Raw genomic sequence first — 23,987 nt, 5'->3', positions numbered from 1 at the left:
CGGCCCGCCCCGGCGCGTCAGCTCCGGAAGTCGACCAGCAGGGCCGAGATCGTGCCGCCGTTGGTGGTGCCGCCCGCGCCATAGCTGGCGCTGCCCGACTGGCTGCCCTGGAGCTGCTGGATGAAGGTCGAAAGCAGGTCGGTCGTCGCCTGCGTCACCGACGTGGAGGACGACGTCCCGCTCCCGGTGCTGCCGGATGCGGACTCCCCCGGCGGCGGGCCGGGGGGCGGCCCGTCCTGTCCGGACACGTCGCCGGTGGCGTCGGCGCTCTGGACACTCTGACCGTGGCTGGAGAACAGGTTTTTCAGCTCCGTCGCTTGGTCGGCGGTGAGGCTGCCGCTGCTGACCTGATCGGCGATCAGGCCGTCGATCCGGTCCTTCATGGAGGACGGATCGAGCTTGGCCCGGGTCGTGGTGCTGGCCGAGGCGGACCCGGCCCGGTCGGACGACAGGCTCGAATCGATCGTGCTCAGGGCGCCCGTGAGGGCGGTCGCGTCGGTGCTGCTGATCGTACCGGCCGACAGTGCGCTGCTGATCGTGTCGGACATCCGGGTCTTGGGCGATTCGGGCGGCGACCATCGCGGCGCGGCCAATCGCGCGGTCGCGTTGGACGAGACAGTATTCATGACGGGGCTCGGATCACGGGAGAGCCGGAATCGCCCGGCGGCGGGTCCGTGTGCAAATTACCCACGTCATTCTTAAAGCCGCGTTTCCGCGCCGGGCCGGAAGCCCGGCGCCCCGCGGCAACGGGACCGGCCCCGAGCGGGTCCCGAAGGGCGCGATCGGGGGGCGCGATCGGCGGTGCCGATCGCGGTCGTCTCAGAGGCTCGCGGCCATGCGCAGCTGCGCCGTCTCGGCCGGGCGCGCCGCGGGTTCGGCGTGACCATAGAGCCCGCGGTGTTTCGGGTTCGGCGAAAGCCGATCCGTGAGGCCGATCACCGTCTCGGCGGCGCCGAGGAGGAGCGCGCCCTCAGGCGCGAGCTGCGCGGCGAGCCGCGCCAGGACGTCCGATTTCGTCGGCGCATCAAAGTAGATCAACACGTTGCGGCAGTAGATCACGTCGAACTGGCCGAGGGACGCGAAGCTGTGCAGCAGGTTGAGCTGCCGGTAATCCACCATGCTGCGCAGGCTCTGGGCGATCTGCCACTGCTCGCCGACCTGGGTGAAGTACTTGATCAGCCACTGCACCGGCAGGCCGCGCTGGACCTCGAAATGGCTGTAGAGCCCGAGCTTGGCCCTCTCGATCACCTCGGTGGACAGGTCGGTGGCGACGATCTCCACCTGCCAGCCGGCGAGCCGTGGCGCCGCCTCCTGGAGGAGCATGGCCAGCGAGTACGGCTCCTGCCCGGTGGAGGCCGCCGCACACCAGATCCGCAGCCGACGGCGGCCGGCATTGCGCGCCAGAACGTCCGGCAGGAGCGTGTCGCGGAACAGGTCGAAGGGGATCCGGTCGCGGAAGAAGAAGGTCTCGTTCGTGGTCATGGCTTCGACCACGGCCCGCTCGATCGTCCCGTTCTGGCCGAGCTTGAGGGCGCCGATCAGGTCGCCAAGGCTCGCGAGCGCGAAGCGGCGGCAGACCGGGGTCAGCCGACTCTCCACGAGGTAGCGCTTTTCCGGGGTCAGGGCGAGGCCGGAGCGCTGCTTCAGGAAGCTGCGCAGGAATTCGAACTCGAGTTCGGTCATGCCGGCTGCCCCGTGATCATGGCGCGCAACGCCGTCGCGAGTTCGGGGAGTGGCAGCACAGCCTCGGCGAGCCCGGCCCGCGCGACGCTGCCCGGCATGCCCCAGACCGTGCTGGTGGCCTCATCCTGAGCCAAGACCGGACCGCCGGCCTCGGTGAGCGCCCGGGCGCCGTTGGTGCCGTCCGAGCCCATGCCGGTGAGGATCACGGTGGCGGTAGCGGCCCCGAACACGACCGCCGCATCCTTGAACAGGACGTCCACCGCCGGGCGGCAGAAATTCACCGGCGGGCCGTCGGTGAGCTTGATGGTCGGACCGTTGGCCCCCGCGGCGAGCCCCATGTGTCGGCCGCCCGGCGCCACGTAGATGCGGCCCGGCTCGACCCGCTCGTCGGCCTTGCCCTCGGCCGCCGGGATCCCGGTGCGGGTCGCCAGGTGCTCGGCGAAGACCGCCGTGAAGATCGGCGGCATGTGCTGGACGATCAGGACCGGCAGGCGCCGCAGGGCCGCGGAGCCGATTCCCTCCAGCATCTCGCCCACCGCCCGCGGGCCGCCGGTGGAGGAACCGATCAGGAGAGCCCGCGGCTGGGTGCGGGTACGGACCTTGGGGCGAAGCGTGAACGGGGTCGCGGGGCGCGGCGTGGCCGGCACCGGAGGCGTGGCGGCCGCCGGTGCGGGGGCGGCGTGGTGTCCCGGGGCGTAACCGGTGGCGGGGGCGGGGCGCCGGTTCCGCGCGCGGGCGGAGCCGAATACGCGGACGCGCTCGATCAGCTCGACCCGGAACGTGTCCGAGGTGGTGACGCCGCGGCTGCTCTCGGGCTTGGCAATGTAGTCCACCGCGCCGAGGGCGAGGCATTTCAGGGAGATGTCGGCGTTGCGCGTCGTCAGCGTCGACATCATCACGACCTGCACGCTCGGGCTCATGGCGAGCATGCGCGGCAGCGCGGTTGTGCCGTCCAGTTCCGGCATCTCGATGTCGAGCAGGACCACGTCCGGGTCCTGCTTGGCCATCAGCTCCAGGGCGATCCGGCCGTTCGAAGCCGTGCCGACGAGTTCGAACCCGGCCTCGCCGATCCAGCGGGCGACGAGGCCGCGCACGACGGCGGAATCATCGGCCACCAGCACTCGGATCGCGGGGGCTGATGCGGTCGTGCTCTGGGACGTTGGCGTACGCAGCGGGGCAACCGCGGGACTCAGGGCCATGATGCTTGCCTCGGGTACAGGTCGCGGGTGCAGGGGCGTTGGAACGGGACGTGCGGTCAGGCCGCATCGGCGACGAGGCCGACCTGTTCGAGCTTGGCCGTCAGGATGTCGCGATCGAAGGGTTTCATGATGTACTCGTCCGCCCCCGCCCGGAGGGCGCGGGCGATAGCCCCGACATCGTTCTCGGTGGTGCAGAACAGGACCTTCGGGACCTCGCCCCCCTCACTCCGGCGCAGGGCCTGGAGGAAGGCGTAGCCGTCCATGTTCGGCATGTTCCAGTCGAGCAGGATCGCATCGGGCATGCTGGCCGCGCAGGCTTCGAGGGCGGCGCTGCCATCCTCGGCCTCGCTGACGTTCATGCCGAGATCCTCGATGATCCGCCGGGCGACCTTCCGGATAACCGCGGAATCGTCCACCACCAGGCAGGTTGTCTCGTGCGGCGCCTTCATCGACGTCACCCTCAAGCCGCCTTGGCGCCGGCAGGCGTGAAGCCGAGGAGCGCGTCAACGTCGAGGATCACCAGGAGCCGCCCGTCGAGGCGGTGGACGCAGGTGGCGAGGTCGCGGAACCGGGGATCGAGGTTGATCGGCACCGCCTCGCGGCTGTCGGCCCCGAGCTTGAGCACCTCGCCCACGCCGTCGACCACCAGGGCGAACGTCTCGCCGGCCTGCTCCAGGCCGATCGCCATCTTCGGGGTGGCCTTGGCGCCCTCCGCCTCGGCGTCGGGCAGGCCCAGGCGCCGGCGCAGGCTCATGGCCGTGACCACGCGGCCGCGCAGGTTCAGGAGGCCGACGATCTCGGCGGGTGCCAGGGGCACCGGCGTCACGCCCGAGGGGACGAACACGTCGTGGACCCGCTCGATCGCCAAGCCGAACAGGGTTTCGCCCACGAAGACGGTGACGAAGTCGTCGGTGGTACCGGTCTCGGTGCCGGTGACATTGGCGTTGGCAGCCTGCATCAGAACTCTCCGGATTCGATCGTCGTGGGGCGGGCGGCCCAGAAATCAGGCGGCTTTGGAGACCAGGGTGGCGCCGATCTCGGCCAGGGCCGCGACCAGGCCGCTGCGGTCGAATTTCGCCACGAGATCGTTGATCGCCAGGGTCCGAGCCCGCTCCACCGCGTCGGCGCCGATGGCGCCGGTCAGGCCGATCACCGGGAGGGCGGCGAGGCGCGGCTCGGCCCGGCGCATGGCCGCGACGAGGTCGAAGCCGCTGCGGCCCGGCATCTCCAGGTCGGTGACCACCACCTCGATCTGCGGGTCGGCCTGCAGGGCCGCGAGCGCGGTCTCCGCGCTCGACGCGGTGACCACCTGGTAGCCCGCCGCCTTCAGCACCGGGCTCAGCATGTCGCGGAAGAAGGCCGAATCGTCCACCAGCAGGACCGTAGAGACCTGCTCGGGCCGCTTCAGGCCGCGCGCCCAGTCGTCGTAGGCCAGCGGCAGGAAGTGGGCGATGTTGATGATGTCGGTCGCCCGGCCCCGCAGAACCGCCGAGCCGATCAGGTCGGAGCGGTCCGCCGCGATCTCGATGTCGAGGCGCTCCTCGACGATGTCGACGATCTCGTCGACCACCAGCCCCATGGCGCGCTCGCCGTCGGAGAACACCACCAGGGCCTGCGTCCCCTCCGACTTGATGGTGATCGCCGCGTCGGCCGGGACCAGGGGCATCAGGCGCCCGCGGTACTGGATGAGCGCGCGGCCGCCGAGCCACTCGACCTTGGCGCACTCGATCTCCTCGAGGCGCGTGACCAGCGACAGCGGCACCGCCTTGAAGCTGCCCTGGCCGCCCTTGAACACCAGGAGCGTGGTCTTGGTGTCGGCCATCTCCACCGCCTCGTCGGCGTCGGCGTCGATGTGGCCGCCGCTGCCCTGGACGCCCTGCGCCACCTGCCGGGCCACGCCGTTCGGATCGACGATCAGCACCACGGCGCCGTCGCCCAGGATCGTGTTGCCGGCGAACATCGGGATGTGCCGCAGCTTCACCGACATCGGCTTCACGACGATCTCCTCCGTGTGGAAGACCTCGTCGACCAGGATGCCGAAACGCTCGCGCCCGACCTGCGCGACCACCACGAAGCCCGCCTGCTCCGCCGCTCCGCCCGGGCTCGACTGCCCGAGCAGGCCGGTGAGGGAGACGATCGGCAGGAGCCGCTCGCGCAGGCGCAGCACCGGCGCGCCGTTGATGTGCTCGACCCGCTGCGCCCCGGCATCGACCCGGACCAGCTCCAGCACCGCCACCTGCGGCAGGGCGAAGCGGTGCTCGCCCGCCCGCACGATCAGGGCGGCCACGATGGCCAGCGTCAGCGGGATCTTGATGGTGAAGGTGGTGCCGCGGCCCGCAGTGGTGGCGATGTCGATCAGGCCGCCGATGGTCTCGATGTTGGTCTTGACCACGTCCATGCCGACGCCGCGGCCCGAGACCGACGTCACGGCCGCCGCCGTGGAGAAGCCGGCGTGGAAGATGAACTTCGCGACCTGGGCGTCGGTCATCCGCTCGACGTCGGCCTGGGAGGCGAGGCCGCGCTGCACCGCCTTCTGGCGGATCGCCGCGAGGTTCAGGCCCTTGCCGTCGTCGGCGATCTCGATCGTGATCGTGCCGCCCTCATGGTAGGCAGCGAGCCGGATCGTGCCGCGGGCGGGCTTGCCCGCCGCCACGCGCTCGGCGGTCGATTCCAGGCCGTGATCGGCCGAGTTGCGGACCATGTGGGTCAGCGGGTCCTTGATGACCTCAAGGACCTGCCGGTCGAGCTCGGTCTCGTTGCCGACCATCACGAGGTCGATCTGCTTGCCGAGTTCCGCCGAGAGATCGCGCACGACGCGCGGCAGCTTCTGCCACGCATTGCCGATCGGCTGCATGCGCGTCTTCATCACGCCTTCCTGCAGCTCGGCCGTCACGTGGGACAGGCGCTGCAGCGGGACCTTGTAGCTCGAATCCTCGTGCCGGCGGGCGATCTCCAGGAGCTGGTTGCGCGTCAGCACCAGCTCCGAGACCATCGTCATCAGGTGCTCGAGGGTGTCGACGTTCACCCGGATCGTCTGGTTCTTGGCGGCCGCGGTCGTCTCGCCCTCGGCGGTCTCCGCCTTCTCGGCCCGGACCGGCTCGGCCTTCTCGGCCTCGACGGGCTCGTCCCGGGCCGGGGCCGGCTTCGATTCGACCACGGGCGCCCGGACCGCGGCGGGCGCCGGGACCGGAGCCGGCACAGGGGCGGGCGGCGCGAGGAGATCCGATTCGTCCGGTCCCGGGGCCGACAGGAAGGCGGCCTCCAGATCCTCCAGGGACACCTCCCCGGGCTTCAGCTCGCGGACCACGGGATCGGGCAGCACCGGCTCCGGCGGCGGGGCCGCGGCCTCCGGCTCCGCCGCGGCCATGCGCTCCAGGGCGGAAATGAGGTCGTCGTCCGAGCCCGAGGGCTCCGTGCCGGTGGCTTCCAGGTCGGCCAGGATCGCCTTCAGCCGGTCCAGCGTCAGCAGAATCAGGGTGACCGAATCCGACGTGGCGGGCAGGCCGTCGCGGAAGCGGCCCATCAGGGTTTCCGCGGCGTGCGCCAAGGCTTCGAGCCGCGGAAGACCGAGGAACCCGCACGTTCCCTTGATCGTATGGACGAGTCGGAAGATGTTCCGAAGAATTGTCTCGTTATTCGGATCCTGCTCGAACCGAACAAGCTCTGCATCGACCGTGTCGAGATGCTCCCCGCTCTCGGTCAGAAACTCGCGAAGCAGGTCGTCCATAGTCGCTACTCGTTACGCAGAGAAGGTCTCGCGCAACGTACTTACTCGCGCGAGGTTAGGGAAGCGTTTCCATCCCGACCTCGCGCCTTGGTTTTTCAGAATCTCACGCCAGCGCCGTGTCCGAAGCCTCGCCGGCGGGGGCCTCAGGTGTGACGATCACTGCGGGCGCGGCGGTGATCGTCACCTCATCACCCTCGATGGCGAATCGCACATCCATGGCGGCGGCCCGCGCAACGAGGCCTGCGTAGAACGGCAGGATGCCGTGGGCGTCGACCGTGCCGCTCTCGGGGCTGCCGGCCATCAGCTCCTCCACGTGGGGGGGAATGCGGGCATGCGAGCCCTTGGCCTTGAGCACGAGGGTGGGCGCCTCGGCGTCGCCGGAGACGACGACATCGATCACTCCGCCCCGGGGAATCGCCGAGGTCGCGACCATCACGAGGTTCAGTAGGAGCTTGACCTTGTTCTTGGGGAACAGGGCCTGCGGGGCGCTCCAGGTCAGCTTGGTCTTGTCGTCGACGAACATGCCCTTGGCCACGCTCTCGGCGTCGCCGAGGTCGATGGAGGCGCCGGCCGATCCCGCGGCACCGAAGGCGATCCGGGCGAATTTCAGCCGCGCCGAGGCCTGTCGGGCGCTCTTGCCGATCAACTCCAGGGCAAAGGTCCGCATCGATTCGTCCTGGTCGTCCTCCAGGACCTCGAGCCCGTTCACGATCGCGCCGACGGGGCTGATCACGTCGTGGCAGACGCGGGAGCAGAGCAGGGCCGCGAGGTCGAGGCCGTCGAGGTTCAGGGTGGGCGAGGTCGGGGAGGACATGGTGCGCTCCGGGCAGGCGGATCTGGAAAGCGGAAGTCTGCGGGCCGGAGCCCCGATTGGGGCTGCCGGCTCCCGGACGCCCCGGTCCTCGGCCGCCCCTGCGGCGATCGGGTCGCCCGACAGGATCCTGCGCGACCTGCAGGTCGGGCCGGGGGCGACGACCGGTCCGCACGGATAGACGCCACGGTCAGCTTTGAAAAGCGTTACCGGATTGGACGGAGGGGCGGGGCGACCGCCGATTCCGGACCCGCGCCGAGGCCGGACCGTCACGGGCATGCGCGCGGAGCCGGACACAGGCGGCCCGGATCGGCTAGGATGCCGGCGCCGTCGCGCCAGGGAGGATGCGGCATGAGAGACAGACCCGGCCTCCGGAACGGATGGCCCGCGACCCGAGCCCGGCGCCCCGGGCGTGCGGCCCGGCGGACACGCTGAGGCGCCGATGCCGTCCGCCCCGACCCTGCGCGAGAGCCTGAGGCCGTGCCTCCGCCTCGCCGATCCCGACGCCGCGCGGGACCGGCTCGCCGAACTCGAGCCCGCCTTGCCGGCCGGCTTCCTGACGCAGCCCTGCCGGGCGTTGCTCCTCGGGCTCGCCGACCATTCTCCCTTCCTCTGGCGGGCGGCCACCCGGTCGCCCGACCGGCTCGTCGCCCTGCTGGAGCAGCCGCCGGACGCGGCGAGCCTGGACATCATCACCCGTCAGCGCGCGGTCGGCGCCGCCTGCGGGGCGAATCCGGACCTCGCGGAGGTCGGACGCCGCCTGCGCGCCCATCGGGAGGCGCACGCCCTCCTGGTCGCCCTGGCCGATCTCGGCGGCTGCTGGGACCTCGACGCGGTGACCCACGCCCTGTCGGCCTTCGCGGACGCCTCGGTGAGCGCCGCGACCGAGGCGCTGCTCCGGCAGGGCATGGCGGCCGGGCGCTTCAAGCCGGCCGATCCGGACCGGCCGCAGGACGGGTCCGGCCTGATCGTCCTGGGGCTCGGCAAGCTCGGCGGCTGCGAACTGAACTACTCGAGCGACATCGACTTGGTGGTCTTCTACGAGGCCGAGCCCGCCGCGGCGGCGACCGGCGGGGACCCGAAGGCGTTCTTCGTCAAGCTCGCGCAGGGGCTGGTGAAGCTCCTGGCCGACCGGACCCCGGAGGGCTACGTCCACCGCATCGACTACCGGCTGCGGCCGGACCCGGGCTCCACCGCGGTGGCGCTCTCCACCGTCTTCGCCTTCGACTATTACCAGACGCTGGGCCAGAACTGGGAGCGCGCGGCCTTCATCAAGGCCCGGCCGATCGCCGGCGACATCCCGACCGGGGAGGCCTTCCTCGCCGAACTCGCGCCGTTCATCTGGCGGCGGCACTTCGACTTCCCGGCCATCGCCGAGATCCACGCCCTGAAGCGGCAGATCCACATGGTCCGCGGCCACGAGACCATCGCGGTGGCCGGCCACGACATCAAGATCGGCCGCGGCGGCATCCGGGAGATCGAGTTCTTCGTCCAGACCCAGCAGCTCGTCTTCGGCGGCCGCAAACCGGCCCTGCGGGGCCGGCGCACCGTCGCGATGCTCGCCGAGCTTGTCGCGGAGGGCTGGATCGACGGACAGGCCCGGGACGAGCTGAGCGCGGCCTACGCCTTCCTGCGCACCCTCGAGCACCGGGTCCAGATGGTCCGGGACGAGCAGACCCAGCGCCTGCCCACAGGGACCGAGGCGCTGACCGGGCTGGCCTTGTTCTCCGGGTTTCCCGATCTGGCGGCCTTCGAGGCGGCGCTGCTGCATCATGCCGGCCGGGTGCAGGCGCACTACGCCCTGCTGTTCGAGTCGGCGGAGGCCGGGGACGACGGCCTCGTCTTCGGCGTGACCGAGCCGGAGCCCGCCACCCTGGCTCGGCTCGGGGTCTTCGGGTTCCGCGACCCGGCCCTCGCCTGGGAAACCGTGCAGGGCTGGCATCTCGGGCGCCGCCCGGCGCTGCGGACCGGCCGCGCCCGCGAGATCCTCGCCGAGATGCTGCCGGCCCTGCTGCGGGCGCTCGGCGGCACCACAGACCCGGACGGGGCGCTGCTCGCCCTCGACCGCGCCTTCGCGCGTATGCCAGCCCTGGCCGAACTTCTGGCGATCCTGCGCTCGCACGAGCGCCTGCGGGTGCTCTTCGCCGACATCCTCGGGACCGCGCCGCGCCTCGCCGACACGGTGGGCCTAAGCCCGCACGTCCTCGACACGGTGCTGGACGCGGACTTCGTCACGCCGACCACGGATCCCGACGCGGTGCGCGCCCAGTACCGGGCGCTGGTGGGCGAGCCGGCCAGCCACGAGGAGTTCCTCGACCGCTGCCGGGACGCCACGCGCCAGATGACCTTCGTCACGGGCGCGCGCCTCCTGTCGGGCATCCTCACCCCGCATCAGGCCGGCGAGGCCTACACGGCGATCGCCGAGGCGACGGTGACGGTGAGCCTGGAGGCGGAGGAGCGCCGGTTCGCCCAGGACCACGGCGCCGTGCCGAGGGGGCGGTGCTGCGTCCTGGCGCTGGGGCGCCTCGGATCCCGGCAGCTCAGCGCCGAATCCGACCTCGACCTCGTGTTCCTCTACGATTTCGACCCCGAGGACCGCACCAGCGACGGCCGGCGGCCCCTCGACGCCGTGGTGGCCTACAACCGCCTGGCGCAGCGCCTGTTCGCGGCGCTCACCACCGCGACGCGGCGGGGCCGGCTCTACGCGGTCGACCTGCGGCTGCGGCCCCACGGCAGCCACAGCCCGCCCGCCGTGCAGCACAGCGGCTTTTCCGCCTATCACAGGGGCGAGGCGGAGCTCTGGGAGCACATGGCCCTCGCCCGCGCCCGGGTCGTGGCCGGCGACGCGACCCTGGGCGCCGCGGTCACGGCGGAGATCGCCGGGATCCTCGGGCGCCCCCGCGACCCCGCCGCGGTCTGCGCCGAGGCCGGCGCGATGCGGGCGCTCGTCGCCCGCGAGCGCGGCCATGGCGGCCCCGCCGACCTGAAGCTCGCGCCGGGGGCGCTGTTCGACCTCGACTTCCTGGCCCAGGCCATCGTGCTGAGCCACGCCCATGCCTGGCCCGCCTGTGTCGGCCTCGGCGCGGAGGCCGTCCTGCGCGGGGCCGGGGCGCGCGGCCTCCTGCCGGAGGCCGCCGCGGAATCCCTTGCCGAGACCTACGGGTTCCTCGACGCGGTCTACCAGTGGCAGCGGCTCGTGATGACCGATCCCGCCGCGGACCCGTCCGAGACCGCGGCCCGGCAGATCGCCAAGGCCGTGGGCCTGCCGGACGCGCGCGGCCTCGCGGCGGAGCTGCGCCGCCACCGGCGCCGGAGCCAGGCTCTCCTGGCACGGATCCGTCGGACGGTGCAGACCCCGCGCCGCCCGGACCGCGGATGACGGCGCGCTCCACGCGCCGCACGGTCGACATTGCCCGCCGGCTCGGGCATTCAGAGCGGTCTTGGGAGGGGCCATGACGGGCGCGGGGACGATCTCGGGGCCTGAGCGCGAGCGGATCGCCGCGGTGCTCGCCGAGATCGCCTGCGCGGCGGGCGCCGTGCTGCGCCGCTACCACCGGGGTCCCTGCCCGCATGCCCTGAAGCCGGACGGGTCGCCGTCGAGCGCCGCCGATATCGAGGCGGAGGACCTGATCGTCGCCGCCCTCGCCGGGCGCTTCCCCGGGATCGCCGTCGTCGCCGAGGAGCGCGCCCAGGGCGACGCGACGCGTCCGGGCGACCTCTTCTTCCTGGTCGACCCCCTGGACGGCACCCGCGACTTCCTGGCCGGAACCCCGGACTACTCGGTCAACATCGCGCTGGTGTCCGGCGCCCGCCCGGTGGCCGCCGCGCTCGCGGCGCCCGGGCTCGGCCGGGTCTGGTGGGCTGGTCCGGCGACCCTCGAGGCGCCGGTGGTCGCAGACCGGCCGGGGACAGGGCGGCCGGTCCGGGCACGACCGGCGCCGGAGGCCGGACTCGTCGCCCTGGGCAGCCGGCGGCACGGCGATGCCGAGACCGCCACCTGCCTCGCGGCGCTGCCCGTCCTGGAGACGCGCCAGGTCGGCTCCGCCCTCAAGTTCGGCCTGATCGCCGCCGGCGAGGCCGACATCTACGTGCGCTGCGGCCCGACCATGGAATGGGACACCGCCGCGGGCGACCACATCGTGGCGGCGGCGGGGGGCTGCGTGGTGGTCCCAGGGGGCGGCCCGATCCGCTACGGCCAGCACGGCCCCGACCACCGCAACGGCCCCTTCGCGGCCCTGGGCGATCCGTCGCTGGCCCCGCGGCTCATCCTGCCGCGTTGCGAGCCCGGCCGGCCGCCGGCGGCGCCGCTCAGCGCGGCGCATCCGTAGGCGGGACGTCCTGCAGGCCATGCAGGCCCGGCCACGCCGCCTCCGCCTGCGCGGCGAGACCGGGCTGCGCCAGGAACCGGCCGCGCCGCTCGGCATCCCGGAACAGGTAGAGGCGCGCGCCGATCACCGCGAAGATCAGCGGATCGGCATCCACCAGCCGGCCCTCCAGGATCCCGGCGGCGTCGTAGCCCCCGAGCCGCGGGGCGTAGGCCGGCGGATCGTCCCGGAAGGCCTCGCGGTTGGCGCCGTTGGAGAAGCGCCAGACCCGGCCGCCCCAGGACAGCTCGAACCGGGCGGTGCCGGCCTGCGGCCCGCCGTCCAGGAAATAGCTCACCGGGTCGAAACCGTTGAGCGTCAGCAATTCGATCCGCGTCCGCTCCAGGACGGTCTGCGCCGGCGCGGCGACGCCGATGCGGGTCTCCGTGAGAGTCGCCAGCGCGGCCGCCAGCCCCGCGCACAGAAGGATTGCGCGGGCCGGCCCCGAACCGCGCGGCGCGCCGGATGCGGGGTCAGGACGCGTTAACCACATCTTGCGAATTCCCTCTGAAGCTGATCCGACTCATCCACCCGGGTCCCGCGGGACGAAGCCCGGATGGATGACGGCGCCCCGGCCGATCCGGCGGGACGAGATCGGCACAGGTCCATCGCACGAACCGTTAATCGAACCGGGCGAGGAGACAACGATGACGGCACGAGACGAAGGCGGCACCGACCGCCGCACCCTGCTGCGCGCGGCCCTCGGCCTGGCGCTGGGAACGCCCCTCGTGGGTCTCGGCATCGCCGGGGCGGCACGCGCACGGGGCGAGGATCTCGATACCCCCGAGACCTTCCGCCCCGGCGAGATCGTGGAATCCGGCCACCGGTTCTTCGGCAGCGTGTCGCGCGGCCTCGCCCTCACCGTCGAGGAGGCGGGCCGGCGCTGGGGCGAGCCCAACGGCTACATCCTCGGCCAAGAGGGCGGCGGCGCCCTGGTGGCGGGCGTCCGCTACGGCGAGGGCACCCTCTACACCCGCAATGCCGGCCAGCGGCGCATCTACTGGCAGGGGCCGTCGCTCGGTTTCGATGTCGGCGGCGACGGCGCCCGCACCATGATGCTGGTCTACAACCTGCCCAACGTGCGCGACCTGTACCGCCGCTTCGCGGGCGTCGATGGTTCGGCCTACCTCGTGGGCGGCTTCGGCATGACCGCGGCGGTCAACGACCGGATCATCGTGGTGCCGATCCGCAGCGGCGTCGGCGCGCGCCTCGGCATCAATGTCGGCTATCTCAAGTTCACCCGCGAGCCGACCTGGAACCCGTTCTGATTGATCGGTGCCACAGGATTTCACGCAGGATTTCACCCTTGCGGCCGACCTGAGCTAGAGTGGAGGCGGGCCGGGTCTTCCGGCCGGATGCGCGGGCTGCACCCTCGTGATCGAAACGGTGATGATCTTCGCGCTGGGTTTCCTGGCGGCGAGCCTGTGCGGCCTCCTGCTGCTGCCGGCCCTCAATGCGCGCGCCGCGCGCCTGGAGCGGCGGCGTGCGGAGGCGCGCCTGCCCCTGTCGCCGACCGAGATCGCCGCGGAGCGCGATTTCCTGCGCGCGCAGTTCGCCGTTCAGCAGCGGCGCCTGGAGCGCCGGGTCGAGACCGTGGAGGCGCGGCGCCAAGCCGACCTGGCGGCGATCGGGGCCGGGACGATGCGGGTGGCCGCCCTGGCACGCGACGTCGCGGCCCGGGACGCCGAGATCGCCCAGGCCCAGGCCAAGACGCGGGAACTCGAGGCCGAACTCGCCCTCGCCCGGGAGGACGGCACCGCGAGCCTCGCGACGCTCCAGGCCCTCGAAGACGCCCATGCCGACCTGCTCGACAGCCTCCTGGCGATGCGGGAGGGCACGGCGCCGGCGGCCACCCCCGACGCCGCGACGCTGGCGGCCGAGCGCGACGATCTGCGCGCGAGCCTGAAGGCGGCCGAGGAGGCCCTGGCCTTGACGCTGGCCGACCGGCAGGGCGATCGATCCGGGGACCGGCACCCGGACCGGCAGGCGGGGATCGAGCGGGAGAACGCCGATCTGCGCCAGCGAATCGTCGAGGTCGCCGATGCCCTCGCAAGCCCGGGCCGGATGCCCCGGGCGGCCTATCCGGCACCGCAGCCCGAGCGGGTTTGACCGGAATCCGGTCCGAAGCCGGGTGTTCGCGGCCAAATCCGACCCCAAAACCTGCGACGACCGCCTTGTTTCGACCACGCAAAGGCATCATCGCAACGCGGACTGTTCCGCTCTTCCAACGTCGACAGATGGTACGGACACCCATGCCCCTGAAGCCGATCGCCCTCGCCGTCGCGGCGGCCTTTGCTCTGACGCTGCCGGCAGTGGCGCAGCAGACGAAGCGCGGCAATGAGACTCTGAAGAAGTACTGCACCGGCGATTACCTGACCTACTGCGGCAATCTGGCCCCCGACGATCCGGCCACCGATGCCTGCTTCCAGAAGAACTGGAAGAAGCTCAGCGAGAACTGCCGGCGGGCGATCGACGCCTACGAGGCCGAGCATGACCAGAACGGAGCCGGGAAAGGCCGGCAGGGCTCGCAGGGCGGCAAGGAACGTCGGGGCTGAGGCCCGGTGCATCGATCCGAACGACAGCGTCCGCGACGTTCGGATCGATACCCCCACAAGGACCTGGGGCTCATGCGCGTGAACCGGATGACCGCGTCCGAGCACGGGAGGCCCGGCATGTGTCCGGTGCGCGCTCGCGCCGGGGCGCGGCAACGGCTAAGGTAGCGCCCCCGCCGGCCCTCGCGTGCCGGTGCCGAGCCCGCCGGACCCTCGCGCGATGTTGTCGAACCCCATCCTGAAACTCCTCGCCGTGTCCGGCCTCGTCGCCCTGGCGGCCTCCGCCTGCGGACGGCGGGGGGGCCTGGAGCCGCCGCAGGCCACGGCCCCCGCTACCGCGAAGCCCGTTTCGGACGCGGTGGGCGGGCGCCGGACGCTGCCGGTCTCCGTCGGCCTCGGCGGCGGCGCGCCGGAGCCGGATGCGGCCTCGGTTCGCGCCGGCGACGAACTCTCGGCGGCGGCGGTGCCGCCGGGCGGCACCGATGCGCCGGTGGAGACCAGCCGCGGCGCGCGGCGGGGCTACCGCGTGCCGAAGGAGCCTTTCATTCTGGATCCGCTGCTGTAGAGGGCTGGGGCCGGCACGGCGCAGAGCGCCGCCGGCACGCCGCCGGCACGCCGTCGTGGTGCCGCGCGTCGGGTGACTTGGTCGGATCCGGTCATCGGCGCGCGCCCGCTAAGGCCTGCGGCGGGGTGTTTCACGGGAAACAGCCCGCGCTCCGGCGCGCAGACGAGACACGGCCGAGATGCACCATTTCCAATACCGTGACGGCCGCCTGCACGCCGAGGACGTCGACCTGACCGGCCTCGCCGCGGAGGTCGGAACGCCGTTCTACTGCTACAGCACCGCGACGCTGGAGCGGCATTACCGCGTCTTCGCGAAGGCCTTCGCGGTCGACGACGCGCTGGTCTGCTTCGCCATGAAGGCGAACTCGAATCAGGCCGTCCTGCGCACCCTCGCGGCCCGGGGCGCCGGCATGGACATCGTCTCGGGGGGCGAGCTGCAGCGGGCGCTGGCGGCCGGGGTGGATCCCGGCAAGATCGTGTTCTCGGGCGTGGGCAAGACCCGCGCCGAGATGGAGGCGGCGCTCGAGGCGGAGATCTTCTGCTTCAATGTCGAGAGCGAGCCGGAGCTCGCGGTCCTGTCCGAGGTAGCCGTGGGCCTCGGCGTCAAGGCGCCGGTCTCGATCCGGGTGAACCCCGACGTGGATGCCGGCACGCACGCCAAGATCTCCACCGGCAAGTACGAGAACAAGTTCGGCATCCCGATCACCCGGGCGCCGGCGGTCTACGCCGCCGCTTCAGCCCTGCCGGGAATCGCGGTGCACGGGGTCGACATGCATATCGGCAGCCAGATCACCGATCTGGCGCCCTTCGCCGACGCGGCGCGGCTGCTCGCCGGCCTCGCCCGGGCGCTGATGGCGGCGGGCCATCCCCTGCGCCACATCGATTTCGGCGGCGGCCTCGGMATTCCCTACCGCGACGACAACGCGCCGCCGCCGGACCCGGCCGCGCTGGCGGCGACCCTGCGGCCGCATTTCGCGCCCCTCGGCCTGCGGCCGGTCTTCGAGATCGGCCGGATGATCGTCGGCAATGCCGGGATCCTGGTGACGCGGGTGCTCTACGTGAAGCACAGCGCGGGGCGCACCTTCGTGATCGTCGACGCGGCGATGAACGACCTGATCCGCCCGACCCTATACGAGGCCTATCACGGCCTGCGGCCGGTCCTCGAGCCGGGGCCGGAGACGCCGCGCCTCGTCGCCGACGTGGTCGGCCCGGTCTGCGAGAGCGGCGACTATCTCGCTCTCAACCGCGAGATGCCGACGGTGGCGGCCGGCGACCTGATCGCCGTGATGAGTGCCGGCGCCTACGGGGCGGTGCAGTCCTGCACCTACAACACGCGGCCGCTCGTGCCGGAGGTTCTGGTGCGGGGGGATCGGGCGGCCGTGGTGCGTCCGCGCCTCGACGTCGACGCGCTGATCGCCCTCGACCGGGTGCCGGACTGGCTGGCGTGAGCGGGGCTGCCGCGGGCGCGTCGGCGCTCCCACCGGCAGCAGGCGCCGAAGGCCGCCTGCCGCTGTCGGTGTTCATCATCGCCCACAACGAGGTCGACCGGATCGGCGCCACGATCCAGGCGGTGCGCGGCCTCACGGACGACCTCGTGGTGGTCGATTCGGGCTCCACGGACGGCACGCAGGCGCTGGCGGCCTCGCTCGGGGCGCGGGTGGTGCACAATCCCTGGCCGGGCTACGGCCCGCAGAAGCGCTTCGCCGAGGAGCAGTGCCGGCATGTCTGGCTCCTGAACCTCGACGCCGACGAGGTGGTACCGAAATCGCTCGTCCGGGAGATCCGCGCCCTGTGGGCCGCAGGGGAGCCGCGCCGGCCGGCATGGCGGATCGGCATCGCGGAGATCTTCCCCGGCGAGGGCCGCCCCCACCCGCTCGCCTACACGCTGACGCCGGTCCGGCTCTACCGGAGGGACAGGGGCCGCTACGCCGCCTCGCCGGTCCACGACCGGGTGGCGCTGGACCCGGGAGTGACGCCGGGGCGGCTCAAGGGCGTGATCCACCATTTCTCGGTGCGCTCGCTGGGCGACCAGCTCGACAAACTGAACCGCTACTCCGACCAGCAGGCGGACGATCTGGAGGCCCGGGGCGTCGTGATCCCGACCTGGCGGGTCTACGTCGAGCTGCCGGGCAACTTCCTGAAAGCCTATCTCGGCCGCCGTCACTTCGTGCGCGGCACCTACGGCTTCCTGACGGCGATGAACTACGCGATCTCGCGGCATCTGCGGGTCGCCAAACACGTGGAACGCCGCCGCGCGGCCGCCGCCCGCCAGGATCGGGTTGACCCGCCGGATCCGACCTTCTAGAGCCAGAGCGCCGGAGACGTGGCCGAGCGGCTGAAGGCACTCGTTTGCTAAATGAGCATGCCCAGAAATGGGTATCGAGGGTTCGAATCCCTCCGTCTCCGCCAAATTTCTGTTTTATGCCAGTAGTTTAGTCGGCATTCGGCCGAGAGTCGAATTCTCTCGGACGTGCCGGCACTTTGCGCAGGCCGGATACATGAGCTGAGCGCCGGAGACGCGCCTGCCCGAATCTATGGGCCATTCTCGCGCCGCCGTCTCGCTTCGGCCCTTCGCAAGTACCACTGTCTCGGCCTGCGCTCCTGGCACATTACCCCTGGAGCGTCTCTGGGCCTGCTAATGTCACAGCCAGGCGGTGCCGAATGGCAGCACGAACGTTACGAGGCCTCGCAGGGCCTCGTTCGTCTCAATCGCTTCGGATGATGATGTGAGGGGAAGGCGGGGTGTTTGAGCGTGTCGGTCGAGCGGGAGGCTCAGGCCATCGCCAGGCTCGCTCGCTGTTCGGCCCAGTCCAGTGGCAGGCGCGTGTCCCGCATCAGCCGCACCGCGTTCAGATCGGGCGGATGCGCGCCTGCGATCAGCCGGGCCGTGATGTCGGGGGCGAGATAGCTCAGCCGCAGCAACCGCGTGGTGTACGAGCGCGTCAGTCCCTCGGCCCGCGCTACCTCATCGATCGACAGCGGTGTGTCACCTGTCAGCCGCTCGCGGATGCGGTGCGCCCGGCCGAGCAGCCGGCCCAGGCTCGCGTCCGGATCAGGACCCGCCGCCTCGCCCGGCAGCATCAAGCGCATCTCTATGCCGACGCGCTTCAGCCTCACCGGCAGCATCAGCCGCAGCGGCAACTCGGCTGCGATCGAGCCCTCTGTCTCCTCCCGCTTGCCTACGCCGAGCCAATGCAGCAGGGCAGCGCCGTCGATCGCGATCTCGATCCGCTCCGCGTGCACGTCAATGCGGGTGAGGAGGGTCTGCAGGAGTTGCCGCTGCTGCAGCTGCGGTAGCTTCGGCCACTCTGCCGCCAGCCGCGCGGCTGCTACCACCATCGCGTGCTGCTCGGGAGCGGACCGCTCGCGCGCGAGATCCTGTAGCGCGTTCGCGTCGGTGAGCAGCGCGCGCAGGCGGTCCGTCACCGCCGCCTCGAGCTTGGCCGCCGGGATCCGCTGACCAGCGAGTATTGGTCCATCGCCGGCCGCCTCGGAACTCACATCCACCCCCCTCACGGCAAATGGCTTGTCCTTAGCGGCCTCGGCCGCGCCGGTGATCAGGCGCCGCGAGACGTAGTAGCGGTAGCGCACCCCGCGCTTATTGGTGTGCGTCGGTGTCAGTCGCTCGCCCGCGGCGTCGTAGACCAGCCCGGCCAGCAAGCTCGGCGCCTCCGCCCGCACGCCATCATCGCGCTCGACCCGGTTCTGCGCCAGGATCGCCTGCGCCTCGGTAAACAGCTCCGCATCGACGATGGCCGCGTGCTCGCCCGGGTAGGCCTCGCCCTTGTGCACCACCTCACCGCGGTAGAGCCGATTGGCCAGCATCGCGTACAGCGCGCCGCGCCCGAGCGGCTGGCCGCCGAAGGCACCGCCATCTGCCGCGCGCCGCGCCTTGCTGTGGATGCCAGCCTGCGCCAGCTCGGCCACCAGCAGCCGCACCGAGCGCAGGCAGCAGTAGCGGCGGAAGATCAGCCGCACCGTCTCCGCCTCAGCAGCGTTCACGACGAGTTTGCGCTCGGCCACGTCGTAGCCGAGCGGCGGCAGGCCGCCCATCCACATGCCCTTGCGCTTGCTCGCGGCGATCTTGTCGCGGATGCGCTCGCCGGTGACCTCGCGCTCAAACTGCGCGAAGGATAAGAGCACGTTCAGCGTCAGCCGGCCCATGCTGCTGGTGGTGTTGAACGCCTGAGTCACCGACACGAACGAGGCACCCCGGCGGTCGAGCACCTCGACGATCTTGGCGAAGTCCGAGAGCGCGCGGGTGAGGCGGTCGACCTTGTAGACCACGACCACGTCGACCTTGCCCGCCTCGACGTCGGCGAGCAAGCGCTTGAGGGCGGGCCGCTCCATGGTGCCGCCGGAGTACCCGCCGTCGTCGTAGAGCGCGGGTACGAGCTGCCAGCCCTCGTGGCGCTGGCTACTAATGTAGGCCGCGCAAGCCTCGCGCTGGGCATCGAGCGAGTTGAAGCTCTGCTCCAGGCCTTCCTCGCTGGACTTGCGGGTGTAGACGGCGCAGCGCAGCCGTGGCTGACCGGTGCGGAGGGAAGCTGCCGGCTTCGGCTTAGCCATGGCGCGCGGCTCCTCGGGTTCCGGTCAGTCCGAAGAAGCGTGGCCCGGACCAGTGCGCGCCGGTGATGGCGCTGGCGACGTGGCTGAGAGAGCGGTAGCGCTGGCCGTCATGCTCGAAGCCGTCCGCTGTGACGGTGACCACGTGGGTGCGCCCGCCCCACTCGCGGATGAGACGCGCGCCCGGCGAGAGCGTGACTGGCCGAGGCGCGGGAGCGGCTGCGTGCGGCGTGTCAGCGTCGATACCTGCTCCCGCCAAAGCGCGCAGGCGGCGCTGCGTAGCTTTGGTCAGGCCGCCGTGGGTGAGTTCCTGGGCGCGGTGGGCGAGAGCGCGCACGAGCAGGTCGCGGCTGAGCAGCGGGGGCGTGGTGCGGAAGAGGCGGCGCCACTCGGCTCGCAGCTCGACCGTGCTGAGGCTCGGCAGCATGATCAGGGTCGATGCGAGGTCGCTGCTCATCGCGCTGCCTCCTCGGTCGCGGGCTCGATGGCGGGCGACGCCATAGGGTCGGTGACTTGCGGCTCGTCGGCACCGATGCGGTAGCGCGTTGGCGCGCCGGTGGTGCGGATGGTGTCGAGAGCATAGCCGCGCTTGCGCAGCCCGGTGAGCGCGGCGCGGGTGGTATGGGGCAGCCAGTTCTGGGCCGTGATGAGCTCGTCGATGCTGGCGCCGTCCGGGCGCGCGAGCATGCCAACGAGGCAAGCGAGCTTCGAGCCGGGCCGTGGTGAGTGGACCACGGACGGCTGGGGCTGTGCGACCGTCTTTGCTTCGCACCGGGCGGGAGCCACGTGGGCGAGACCGGCTTGCGAGAGGACGGGGCCGGCGGGTCGGCGTCCCGAACTATCGCCTGCGACGCGGTCAGTGATTAGGCCGCGACGGCGTAGGGCCTGAAGGGCGGAGCGGTAGGTCGGCGGCTTGATGTCCTCGGGTCGGACGAGCCGGTGTTCGGGATGACTGACGGCGGCGGCGAGGATGAGGTGCTGGATCGGGCTGAGCGTTTCGGATTTGGGCTTGCGGGGCATGGGATGATCCGGTCTTGGCGGCAGCCTGGCGCTGTCACTGAGCGGACCCCGCGAGTGGCTGCGGGCCAGCGGGGTCGGACCGGGCTGCGGATCATCAGCCTGTCGCGCCCACAGCAATGCGTGCTTCGGCGGCACAGTCCAGGGTAGGTCCCGCAGGTGGCGGATTGAATTCGGCTATGCTCGCAACAATCCACTGCTCACATGCTGACGGAAGCTGTTGACCCGAAGCGGAAGATGGGAGCGTCCGATCCCAGGCAGTTCGGTTCAGCCCCCGAAATGACCGAGTCTGGCCGATTGCAGCCCGTCCGCTTCCGAGCTCCGGCCGTGAGCAAGCAGACGTTCGGAGTGCGGAATTGAGCCCACAGATCCAATGACTCATTTTATTTGAGCATTTCATCTCTGTTTATACCAAGCCTCATTGAGTGAGACTCACGCGGAATAACGGTGGAAGTCTCGGCACGATTCTGTACTTGGGTTTGGAGCTTGAGGAGGATGGTACGGCTGCTCCCGTGCCGCTGCGGTCAGACTTCGACGCTGAGGCTCTGCACGCCCTGGCGAAGGCCTCGCGTAATCCGGCCCAAATCCGCCGTTGGCTGGCGCTGTCGGCGATCCACGCGGGCGGCTCGCGCTCGGAGGCGGCCCAGATCAGTGGGGTCGGTTTGCAGACGGTGCGGGACTGAGTCGTGGCCTTCAACGCTCAATGCGCTTATTTCGGGAATAGGAGCTGCACCTGCCCCCGGAGTTGCCAGTTGCCGGCATCCTTCGGCTTCGTGACGTTGTGGTAGGCGGCGAGTTGCATGTTGATCGGCTGCACGCCAATCAGGAGCACGCGACCGACCCCTCCGCCGGCGGAACCGTCCAACGCTCGCGTCCCGCCTCTTGCCAATCCGCCGTGATGATCGGCGAGAGACGCCGACAATCGCCAAGCCAGGCGAAAGTTCGTTCAAAAACTCACCGGCAAGGAAGAACCTCAAAGCCCCTGGCTGTATCGGGTCGTTCGACGAACGCGATGGTCCAGACGCCCGGACCGTGTAGCGCCCGCCGGACCGTCCAGAGCGTAGACGCCCGCTTCTCCGCCCGTCAGTACTTCGCGACAACCGGCTTTGCTTCTACGGCTGCTTTCGGCGGCGCGACCCAGAGCGGGGCCGAGATCGTCAGGTAAGTTGCGGTGCCCTGGAAGCGGTTCCGGACGTCGAATTCGCGATAAAACCTGACGTTCGTCGAGATCGGGATCTCGCCCGCGTGGAAGGTGTAGCCGACTTGGGCACCCAGCGACACAACCCGCCCCTTGAACGGGCCAATCCTGTCGCCCGACCCGCTGTCGCCCGTGAGCTGGTCGTAGAAGTACCCGACGAGCCCGACGGACAGATCCTTGCTCAGGTACTTCGAGGCCGACCACTCCAGGTGGAACTCCGTACCCGTCAGGTACTGGGTGGCCGGGTTGATCCAGTTGAACGTGATGCCGGGCACCACCGAGAGTTCGTAACCGAGGGCCGGATCAAGGTAGGTGAGTGCGCCGCTGAGATCGAGCGCGGGGCGGTTGAGCGCGATGTTGGACAGCTGCCCATTCTCGAAGGAGCCGGAGGGAACGACGCCGAGCGCCGTCGCGGTCCAATGGAAGTTACCGGAGTGCCAGCCTATGAACGAGGCGAGATAGATGTCGCCGACATTGAAGATGGCGTCGTGCTCACGTCCGGCGATGATTCGGTCGATSCGGGGTGACGACAGCACCGCCCCGGCGCTRACGTCGGGTGTGCCGAACGGGAYGGAGATSGARAAGCCGAGATTGCCCCCGAGGAWCTCGACTGGCGTGACCCAGATCGGTGTCGCGAAGTTCGCGCTGAAGTTGATCTTGACGTTTGCGGCCACGACACCGCCGCCCTGGAACACGCGATTCCCGCCGAGATCGCCCTGATAGAAGTAGGTCTCGCTCTCGAAGTAAAATCCTGGCGGAGGGATCACGCCCGCGAGGGGGCCGCGATTGCCGAGCACGTAGATGCCCTGCGCATACTCAGCCGCCCGGACCTCCTCGGTTGCGATAAGGGCAGAGGCGCCCAAGAGAGCTGCTGCAGCCCATTGGCCCGCCGTGCCGAGGCGTCGCATTCATCAGCTCCCAAGGATCGGCGGGCGGACCCGCTGARGCTTGCAGCAAAGCTTTCATRACATGGATTATTCGGCAAGCGCTCGGGCGAGCGGGTCTCATCGAATGCTGATCAGTCGATGCAATTTTGCGACACTCGGCTTGGCGAAAATTTTGCCTCAGCCCACGAATGCCGCTGGATTTTGCGGCAGGAATGATCGTCGTCGTCAATTTGATTGCATTGCACCATAGCGGGACCCGGCCTGTGCGTCTGTAWAACTCCAGCGCGCGGCGCGGGCCGCAGTTCGGTCACTCCGCCCAGCGAAATCCCCGCCAGATCCGTTCGCGGTCCATCCGGCAGTCCTGGAGATGTGCATGGATCAGCCTATCCATGACAAGGGCCGTCAGGCCGTACTCGTCCCTGCCGCTCTCTCCRGGCCCCTTGGGCAAGTCGCCATGCGCCGCGAGATAGTCAAAACCGCGTCTATCTGATCCGTAGGCGAGGCATAACAAGCTGTAGAAGTACTGGGATTGATACCGGTCGCTTAGCCGGGCCGATGCGCAGCACGCCAGGCAGTAGGCGTCTGCCCGGACCACCGCCGGAAAGCCCGGGTGAACACGCTGATCTCGGCGAACCCGAGCGCGCGCGCCACCTGTGTRAAGGTCATGTCGCTCCGGGATAACAGCCGSCGTGCGATMTCGAAGCSGATCTCGTTGACCACCGTGCCGAAGGCGAAKCCTTCGCGCCGGAGGCGGCGGCTGAACGTCCGGCGCGACATCGAGAACAGGGTTGCAATCGCCTCGACGGAACACTCGTCCTCGGGCAAGCGCGTGCGCAAGGCGCACCGGACGTCCTCCGCCAAGCTTGGCACCGATGCGGCACCCGGTGACCCGAATCGATCCGCGAACAGGCGGTGCAACACGGCCCCCGTCCCAACGCGTTGCTCAAGGCAAATTGCTGGAAAGATCAGGGCCGCCGTGCCCGCGTCGAAGCGGACGGGCGCGCGAAAGAAGCGGGCGAATGGCTCCAGGTCGGGCGGAGCGGAACGCGGGAGTAGGACCTCGGTCGGCGACCACTCGGATCCGCACAGCATACGCAGGACGTTCACGCCGGTCGCGACCGCACCGTCGGCGATCTGATCCGCGCACTCAGTCCCAGATGAACCACTGGTGTAACTCAGGCGCGCAGTGTCACCGTGCTGGATCAGCATGGGCGCGGTGGTGGCATCCTCTCTGTGTAGGTGCCGCACGAACTTGGCCAGGATCTCGCCRACGGTCGGCGACTGGGGCATCAGGGCGCCCACGAGTCTGAGCGAGGCTAGGATGTCCCGCTGGCCCACCAGCAGTCCAAAATGCGGACAGTTTGTTCGGGCGACACAGAGGCTCATCAGTCTGCCCAGATCAGCGACCGAGAGCGTCCC

22 protein-coding genes, 1 tRNA gene and 2 pseudogenes are annotated in these 23,987 nt (G+C 70.6%); 10 read left to right on the top strand and 15 right to left on the bottom strand.

Annotated elements, in window-relative coordinates:
• Positions 1 to 17: 17 nt before the first annotated feature.
• From ACXJKQ_RS11500 to chpT, 7 genes are all read right to left on the bottom strand, one after another.
• On the bottom strand, positions 18 to 548 hold the full coding sequence (locus tag ACXJKQ_RS11500) for a hypothetical protein (protein WP_457105877.1): 531 nt from the start codon (positions 546 to 548) through the stop codon (positions 18 to 20).
• 271 nt (positions 549 to 819) lie between these two features.
• Complete coding sequence (locus ACXJKQ_RS11495) at positions 820 to 1,683, bottom strand: CheR family methyltransferase (RefSeq protein ID WP_457105876.1); 864 nt, start codon at positions 1,681 to 1,683, stop codon at positions 820 to 822.
• Positions 1,680 to 2,882, bottom strand: a complete 1,203-nt coding sequence (locus tag ACXJKQ_RS11490; protein WP_457105875.1) for a protein-glutamate methylesterase/protein-glutamine glutaminase — start codon at positions 2,880 to 2,882, stop codon at positions 1,680 to 1,682. The genes ACXJKQ_RS11495 and ACXJKQ_RS11490 overlap by 4 nt, the downstream gene beginning before the upstream one ends.
• Positions 2,883 to 2,938: 56 nt before the next feature.
• Positions 2,939 to 3,331 carry a response regulator gene (locus ACXJKQ_RS11485; protein WP_457105874.1) on the bottom strand — a complete coding sequence of 131 codons (393 nt, stop codon included), beginning with the start codon at positions 3,329 to 3,331 and terminating at the stop codon, positions 2,939 to 2,941.
• Positions 3,332 to 3,342: 11 nt separating this feature from the next.
• Positions 3,343 to 3,840: a chemotaxis protein CheW gene (locus ACXJKQ_RS11480; protein ID WP_457105873.1), complete on the bottom strand. Its 498-nt coding sequence runs from the start codon at positions 3,838 to 3,840 to the stop codon at positions 3,343 to 3,345.
• Between the two features lie 45 nt (positions 3,841 to 3,885).
• Positions 3,886 to 6,609, bottom strand: a complete 2,724-nt coding sequence (locus ACXJKQ_RS11475) for a hybrid sensor histidine kinase/response regulator (protein WP_457105872.1) — start codon at positions 6,607 to 6,609, stop codon at positions 3,886 to 3,888.
• Between the two features lie 103 nt (positions 6,610 to 6,712).
• The gene (gene chpT, locus ACXJKQ_RS11470) at positions 6,713 to 7,423 is read right to left on the bottom strand and encodes a histidine phosphotransferase ChpT (RefSeq protein ID WP_457105871.1); all 711 of its coding nucleotides are present in this window, start codon (positions 7,421 to 7,423) and stop codon (positions 6,713 to 6,715) included.
• 439 nt (positions 7,424 to 7,862) lie between these two features.
• Here chpT and ACXJKQ_RS11465 point away from each other — a divergent pair, with 439 nt between their 5' ends.
• Together ACXJKQ_RS11465 and ACXJKQ_RS11460 are read left to right on the top strand one after the other, a co-directional pair.
• A complete protein-coding gene (locus ACXJKQ_RS11465) occupies positions 7,863 to 10,799 on the top strand; it encodes a bifunctional [glutamine synthetase] adenylyltransferase/[glutamine synthetase]-adenylyl-L-tyrosine phosphorylase (RefSeq protein WP_457105870.1) in 2,937 nt (978 codons plus the stop codon).
• Between the two features lie 73 nt (positions 10,800 to 10,872).
• A complete protein-coding gene (locus ACXJKQ_RS11460; protein WP_457105869.1) occupies positions 10,873 to 11,748 on the top strand; it encodes a 3'(2'),5'-bisphosphate nucleotidase CysQ family protein in 876 nt (291 codons plus the stop codon).
• On the opposite strand, the gene ACXJKQ_RS11455 is transcribed toward ACXJKQ_RS11460, so the two are convergent.
• The gene (locus tag ACXJKQ_RS11455) at positions 11,729 to 12,277 is read right to left on the bottom strand and encodes a YHS domain-containing (seleno)protein (protein WP_457105868.1); all 549 of its coding nucleotides are present in this window, start codon (positions 12,275 to 12,277) and stop codon (positions 11,729 to 11,731) included. The two genes, ACXJKQ_RS11460 and ACXJKQ_RS11455, sit on opposite strands and share 20 nt — an antisense overlap.
• Before the next feature lie 154 nt (positions 12,278 to 12,431).
• Here ACXJKQ_RS11455 and ACXJKQ_RS11450 point away from each other — a divergent pair, with 154 nt between their 5' ends.
• The 7 genes from ACXJKQ_RS11450 to ACXJKQ_RS11420 all read left to right on the top strand — a co-directional run bounded on the left by ACXJKQ_RS11450 (position 12,432) and on the right by ACXJKQ_RS11420 (position 17,309).
• Positions 12,432 to 13,052 (top strand): DUF1134 domain-containing protein, encoded by a 621-nt coding sequence (locus ACXJKQ_RS11450; protein WP_457105867.1) that lies wholly within the window; start codon positions 12,432 to 12,434, stop codon positions 13,050 to 13,052.
• Positions 13,053 to 13,173: 121 nt separating this feature from the next.
• Positions 13,174 to 13,893 carry a hypothetical protein gene (locus ACXJKQ_RS11445; RefSeq protein WP_457105866.1) on the top strand — a complete coding sequence of 240 codons (720 nt, stop codon included), beginning with the start codon at positions 13,174 to 13,176 and terminating at the stop codon, positions 13,891 to 13,893.
• A 143-nt stretch (positions 13,894 to 14,036) separates the two neighbouring features.
• Positions 14,037 to 14,339, top strand: a complete 303-nt coding sequence (locus tag ACXJKQ_RS11440; RefSeq protein ID WP_457105865.1) for a 3',5'-cyclic-nucleotide phosphodiesterase — start codon at positions 14,037 to 14,039, stop codon at positions 14,337 to 14,339.
• 217 nt (positions 14,340 to 14,556) lie between these two features.
• On the top strand, positions 14,557 to 14,901 hold the full coding sequence (locus tag ACXJKQ_RS11435) for a hypothetical protein (RefSeq protein ID WP_457105864.1): 345 nt from the start codon (positions 14,557 to 14,559) through the stop codon (positions 14,899 to 14,901).
• A 178-nt stretch (positions 14,902 to 15,079) separates the two neighbouring features.
• On the top strand, positions 15,080 to 16,348 hold the full coding sequence (gene lysA / locus ACXJKQ_RS11430; protein ID WP_457105863.1) for a diaminopimelate decarboxylase: 1,269 nt from the start codon (positions 15,080 to 15,082) through the stop codon (positions 16,346 to 16,348).
• Positions 16,345 to 17,205, top strand: a complete 861-nt coding sequence (locus tag ACXJKQ_RS11425) for a glycosyltransferase family 2 protein (protein ID WP_457105862.1) — start codon at positions 16,345 to 16,347, stop codon at positions 17,203 to 17,205. The genes lysA and ACXJKQ_RS11425 overlap by 4 nt, the downstream gene beginning before the upstream one ends.
• A 12-nt stretch (positions 17,206 to 17,217) precedes the next feature.
• Positions 17,218 to 17,309: transfer RNA gene (locus ACXJKQ_RS11420), tRNA-Ser, on the top strand.
• A 363-nt stretch (positions 17,310 to 17,672) separates the two neighbouring features.
• Here the strand turns inward: ACXJKQ_RS11420 and ACXJKQ_RS11415 are convergent.
• The 3 genes from ACXJKQ_RS11415 to ACXJKQ_RS11405 are packed head-to-tail and all read right to left on the bottom strand — an operon-like array spanning position 17,673 to position 20,486.
• Complete coding sequence (locus tag ACXJKQ_RS11415) at positions 17,673 to 19,469, bottom strand: recombinase family protein (RefSeq protein WP_457105861.1); 1,797 nt, start codon at positions 19,467 to 19,469, stop codon at positions 17,673 to 17,675.
• A complete protein-coding gene (locus ACXJKQ_RS11410; RefSeq protein WP_457105860.1) occupies positions 19,462 to 19,923 on the bottom strand; it encodes a DUF2924 domain-containing protein in 462 nt (153 codons plus the stop codon). The genes ACXJKQ_RS11415 and ACXJKQ_RS11410 overlap by 8 nt, the downstream gene beginning before the upstream one ends.
• The gene (locus ACXJKQ_RS11405) at positions 19,920 to 20,486 is read right to left on the bottom strand and encodes a DUF3489 domain-containing protein (RefSeq protein WP_457105859.1); all 567 of its coding nucleotides are present in this window, start codon (positions 20,484 to 20,486) and stop codon (positions 19,920 to 19,922) included. The genes ACXJKQ_RS11410 and ACXJKQ_RS11405 overlap by 4 nt, the downstream gene beginning before the upstream one ends.
• A 461-nt stretch (positions 20,487 to 20,947) precedes the next feature.
• On the opposite strand from ACXJKQ_RS11405, the pseudogene ACXJKQ_RS11400 reads away from it, so the two are divergent.
• Positions 20,948 to 21,163, top strand: a pseudogene (locus ACXJKQ_RS11400) (IS630 family transposase); the annotation flags it as partial.
• 29 nt (positions 21,164 to 21,192) lie between these two features.
• Here the strand turns inward: ACXJKQ_RS11400 and ACXJKQ_RS11395 are convergent.
• The 4 genes and pseudogenes from ACXJKQ_RS11395 to ACXJKQ_RS11380 all read right to left on the bottom strand — a co-directional run.
• On the bottom strand, positions 21,193 to 21,315 hold the full coding sequence (locus ACXJKQ_RS11395) for a hypothetical protein (protein WP_457105858.1): 123 nt from the start codon (positions 21,313 to 21,315) through the stop codon (positions 21,193 to 21,195).
• Positions 21,306 to 21,533: pseudogene (locus tag ACXJKQ_RS11390) on the bottom strand (hypothetical protein); the annotation flags it as partial. The pseudogene ACXJKQ_RS11390 and the gene ACXJKQ_RS11395, both read right to left, overlap by 10 nt.
• Before the next feature lie 33 nt (positions 21,534 to 21,566).
• Positions 21,567 to 22,589 carry a SphA family protein gene (locus ACXJKQ_RS11385; protein ID WP_457105857.1) on the bottom strand — a complete coding sequence of 341 codons (1,023 nt, stop codon included), beginning with the start codon at positions 22,587 to 22,589 and terminating at the stop codon, positions 21,567 to 21,569.
• Positions 22,590 to 23,111: 522 nt separating this feature from the next.
• Positions 23,112 to 23,987 (bottom strand): AraC family transcriptional regulator ligand-binding domain-containing protein (locus tag ACXJKQ_RS11380; protein ID WP_457105856.1); only part of this gene is annotated, 876 nt, incomplete at its 5' end.

The sequence above is a fragment of the Methylobacterium sp. P5_C11 genome, from assembly GCF_054049775.1.
This window is presented reverse-complemented; position numbering and strand designations above follow the sequence as displayed.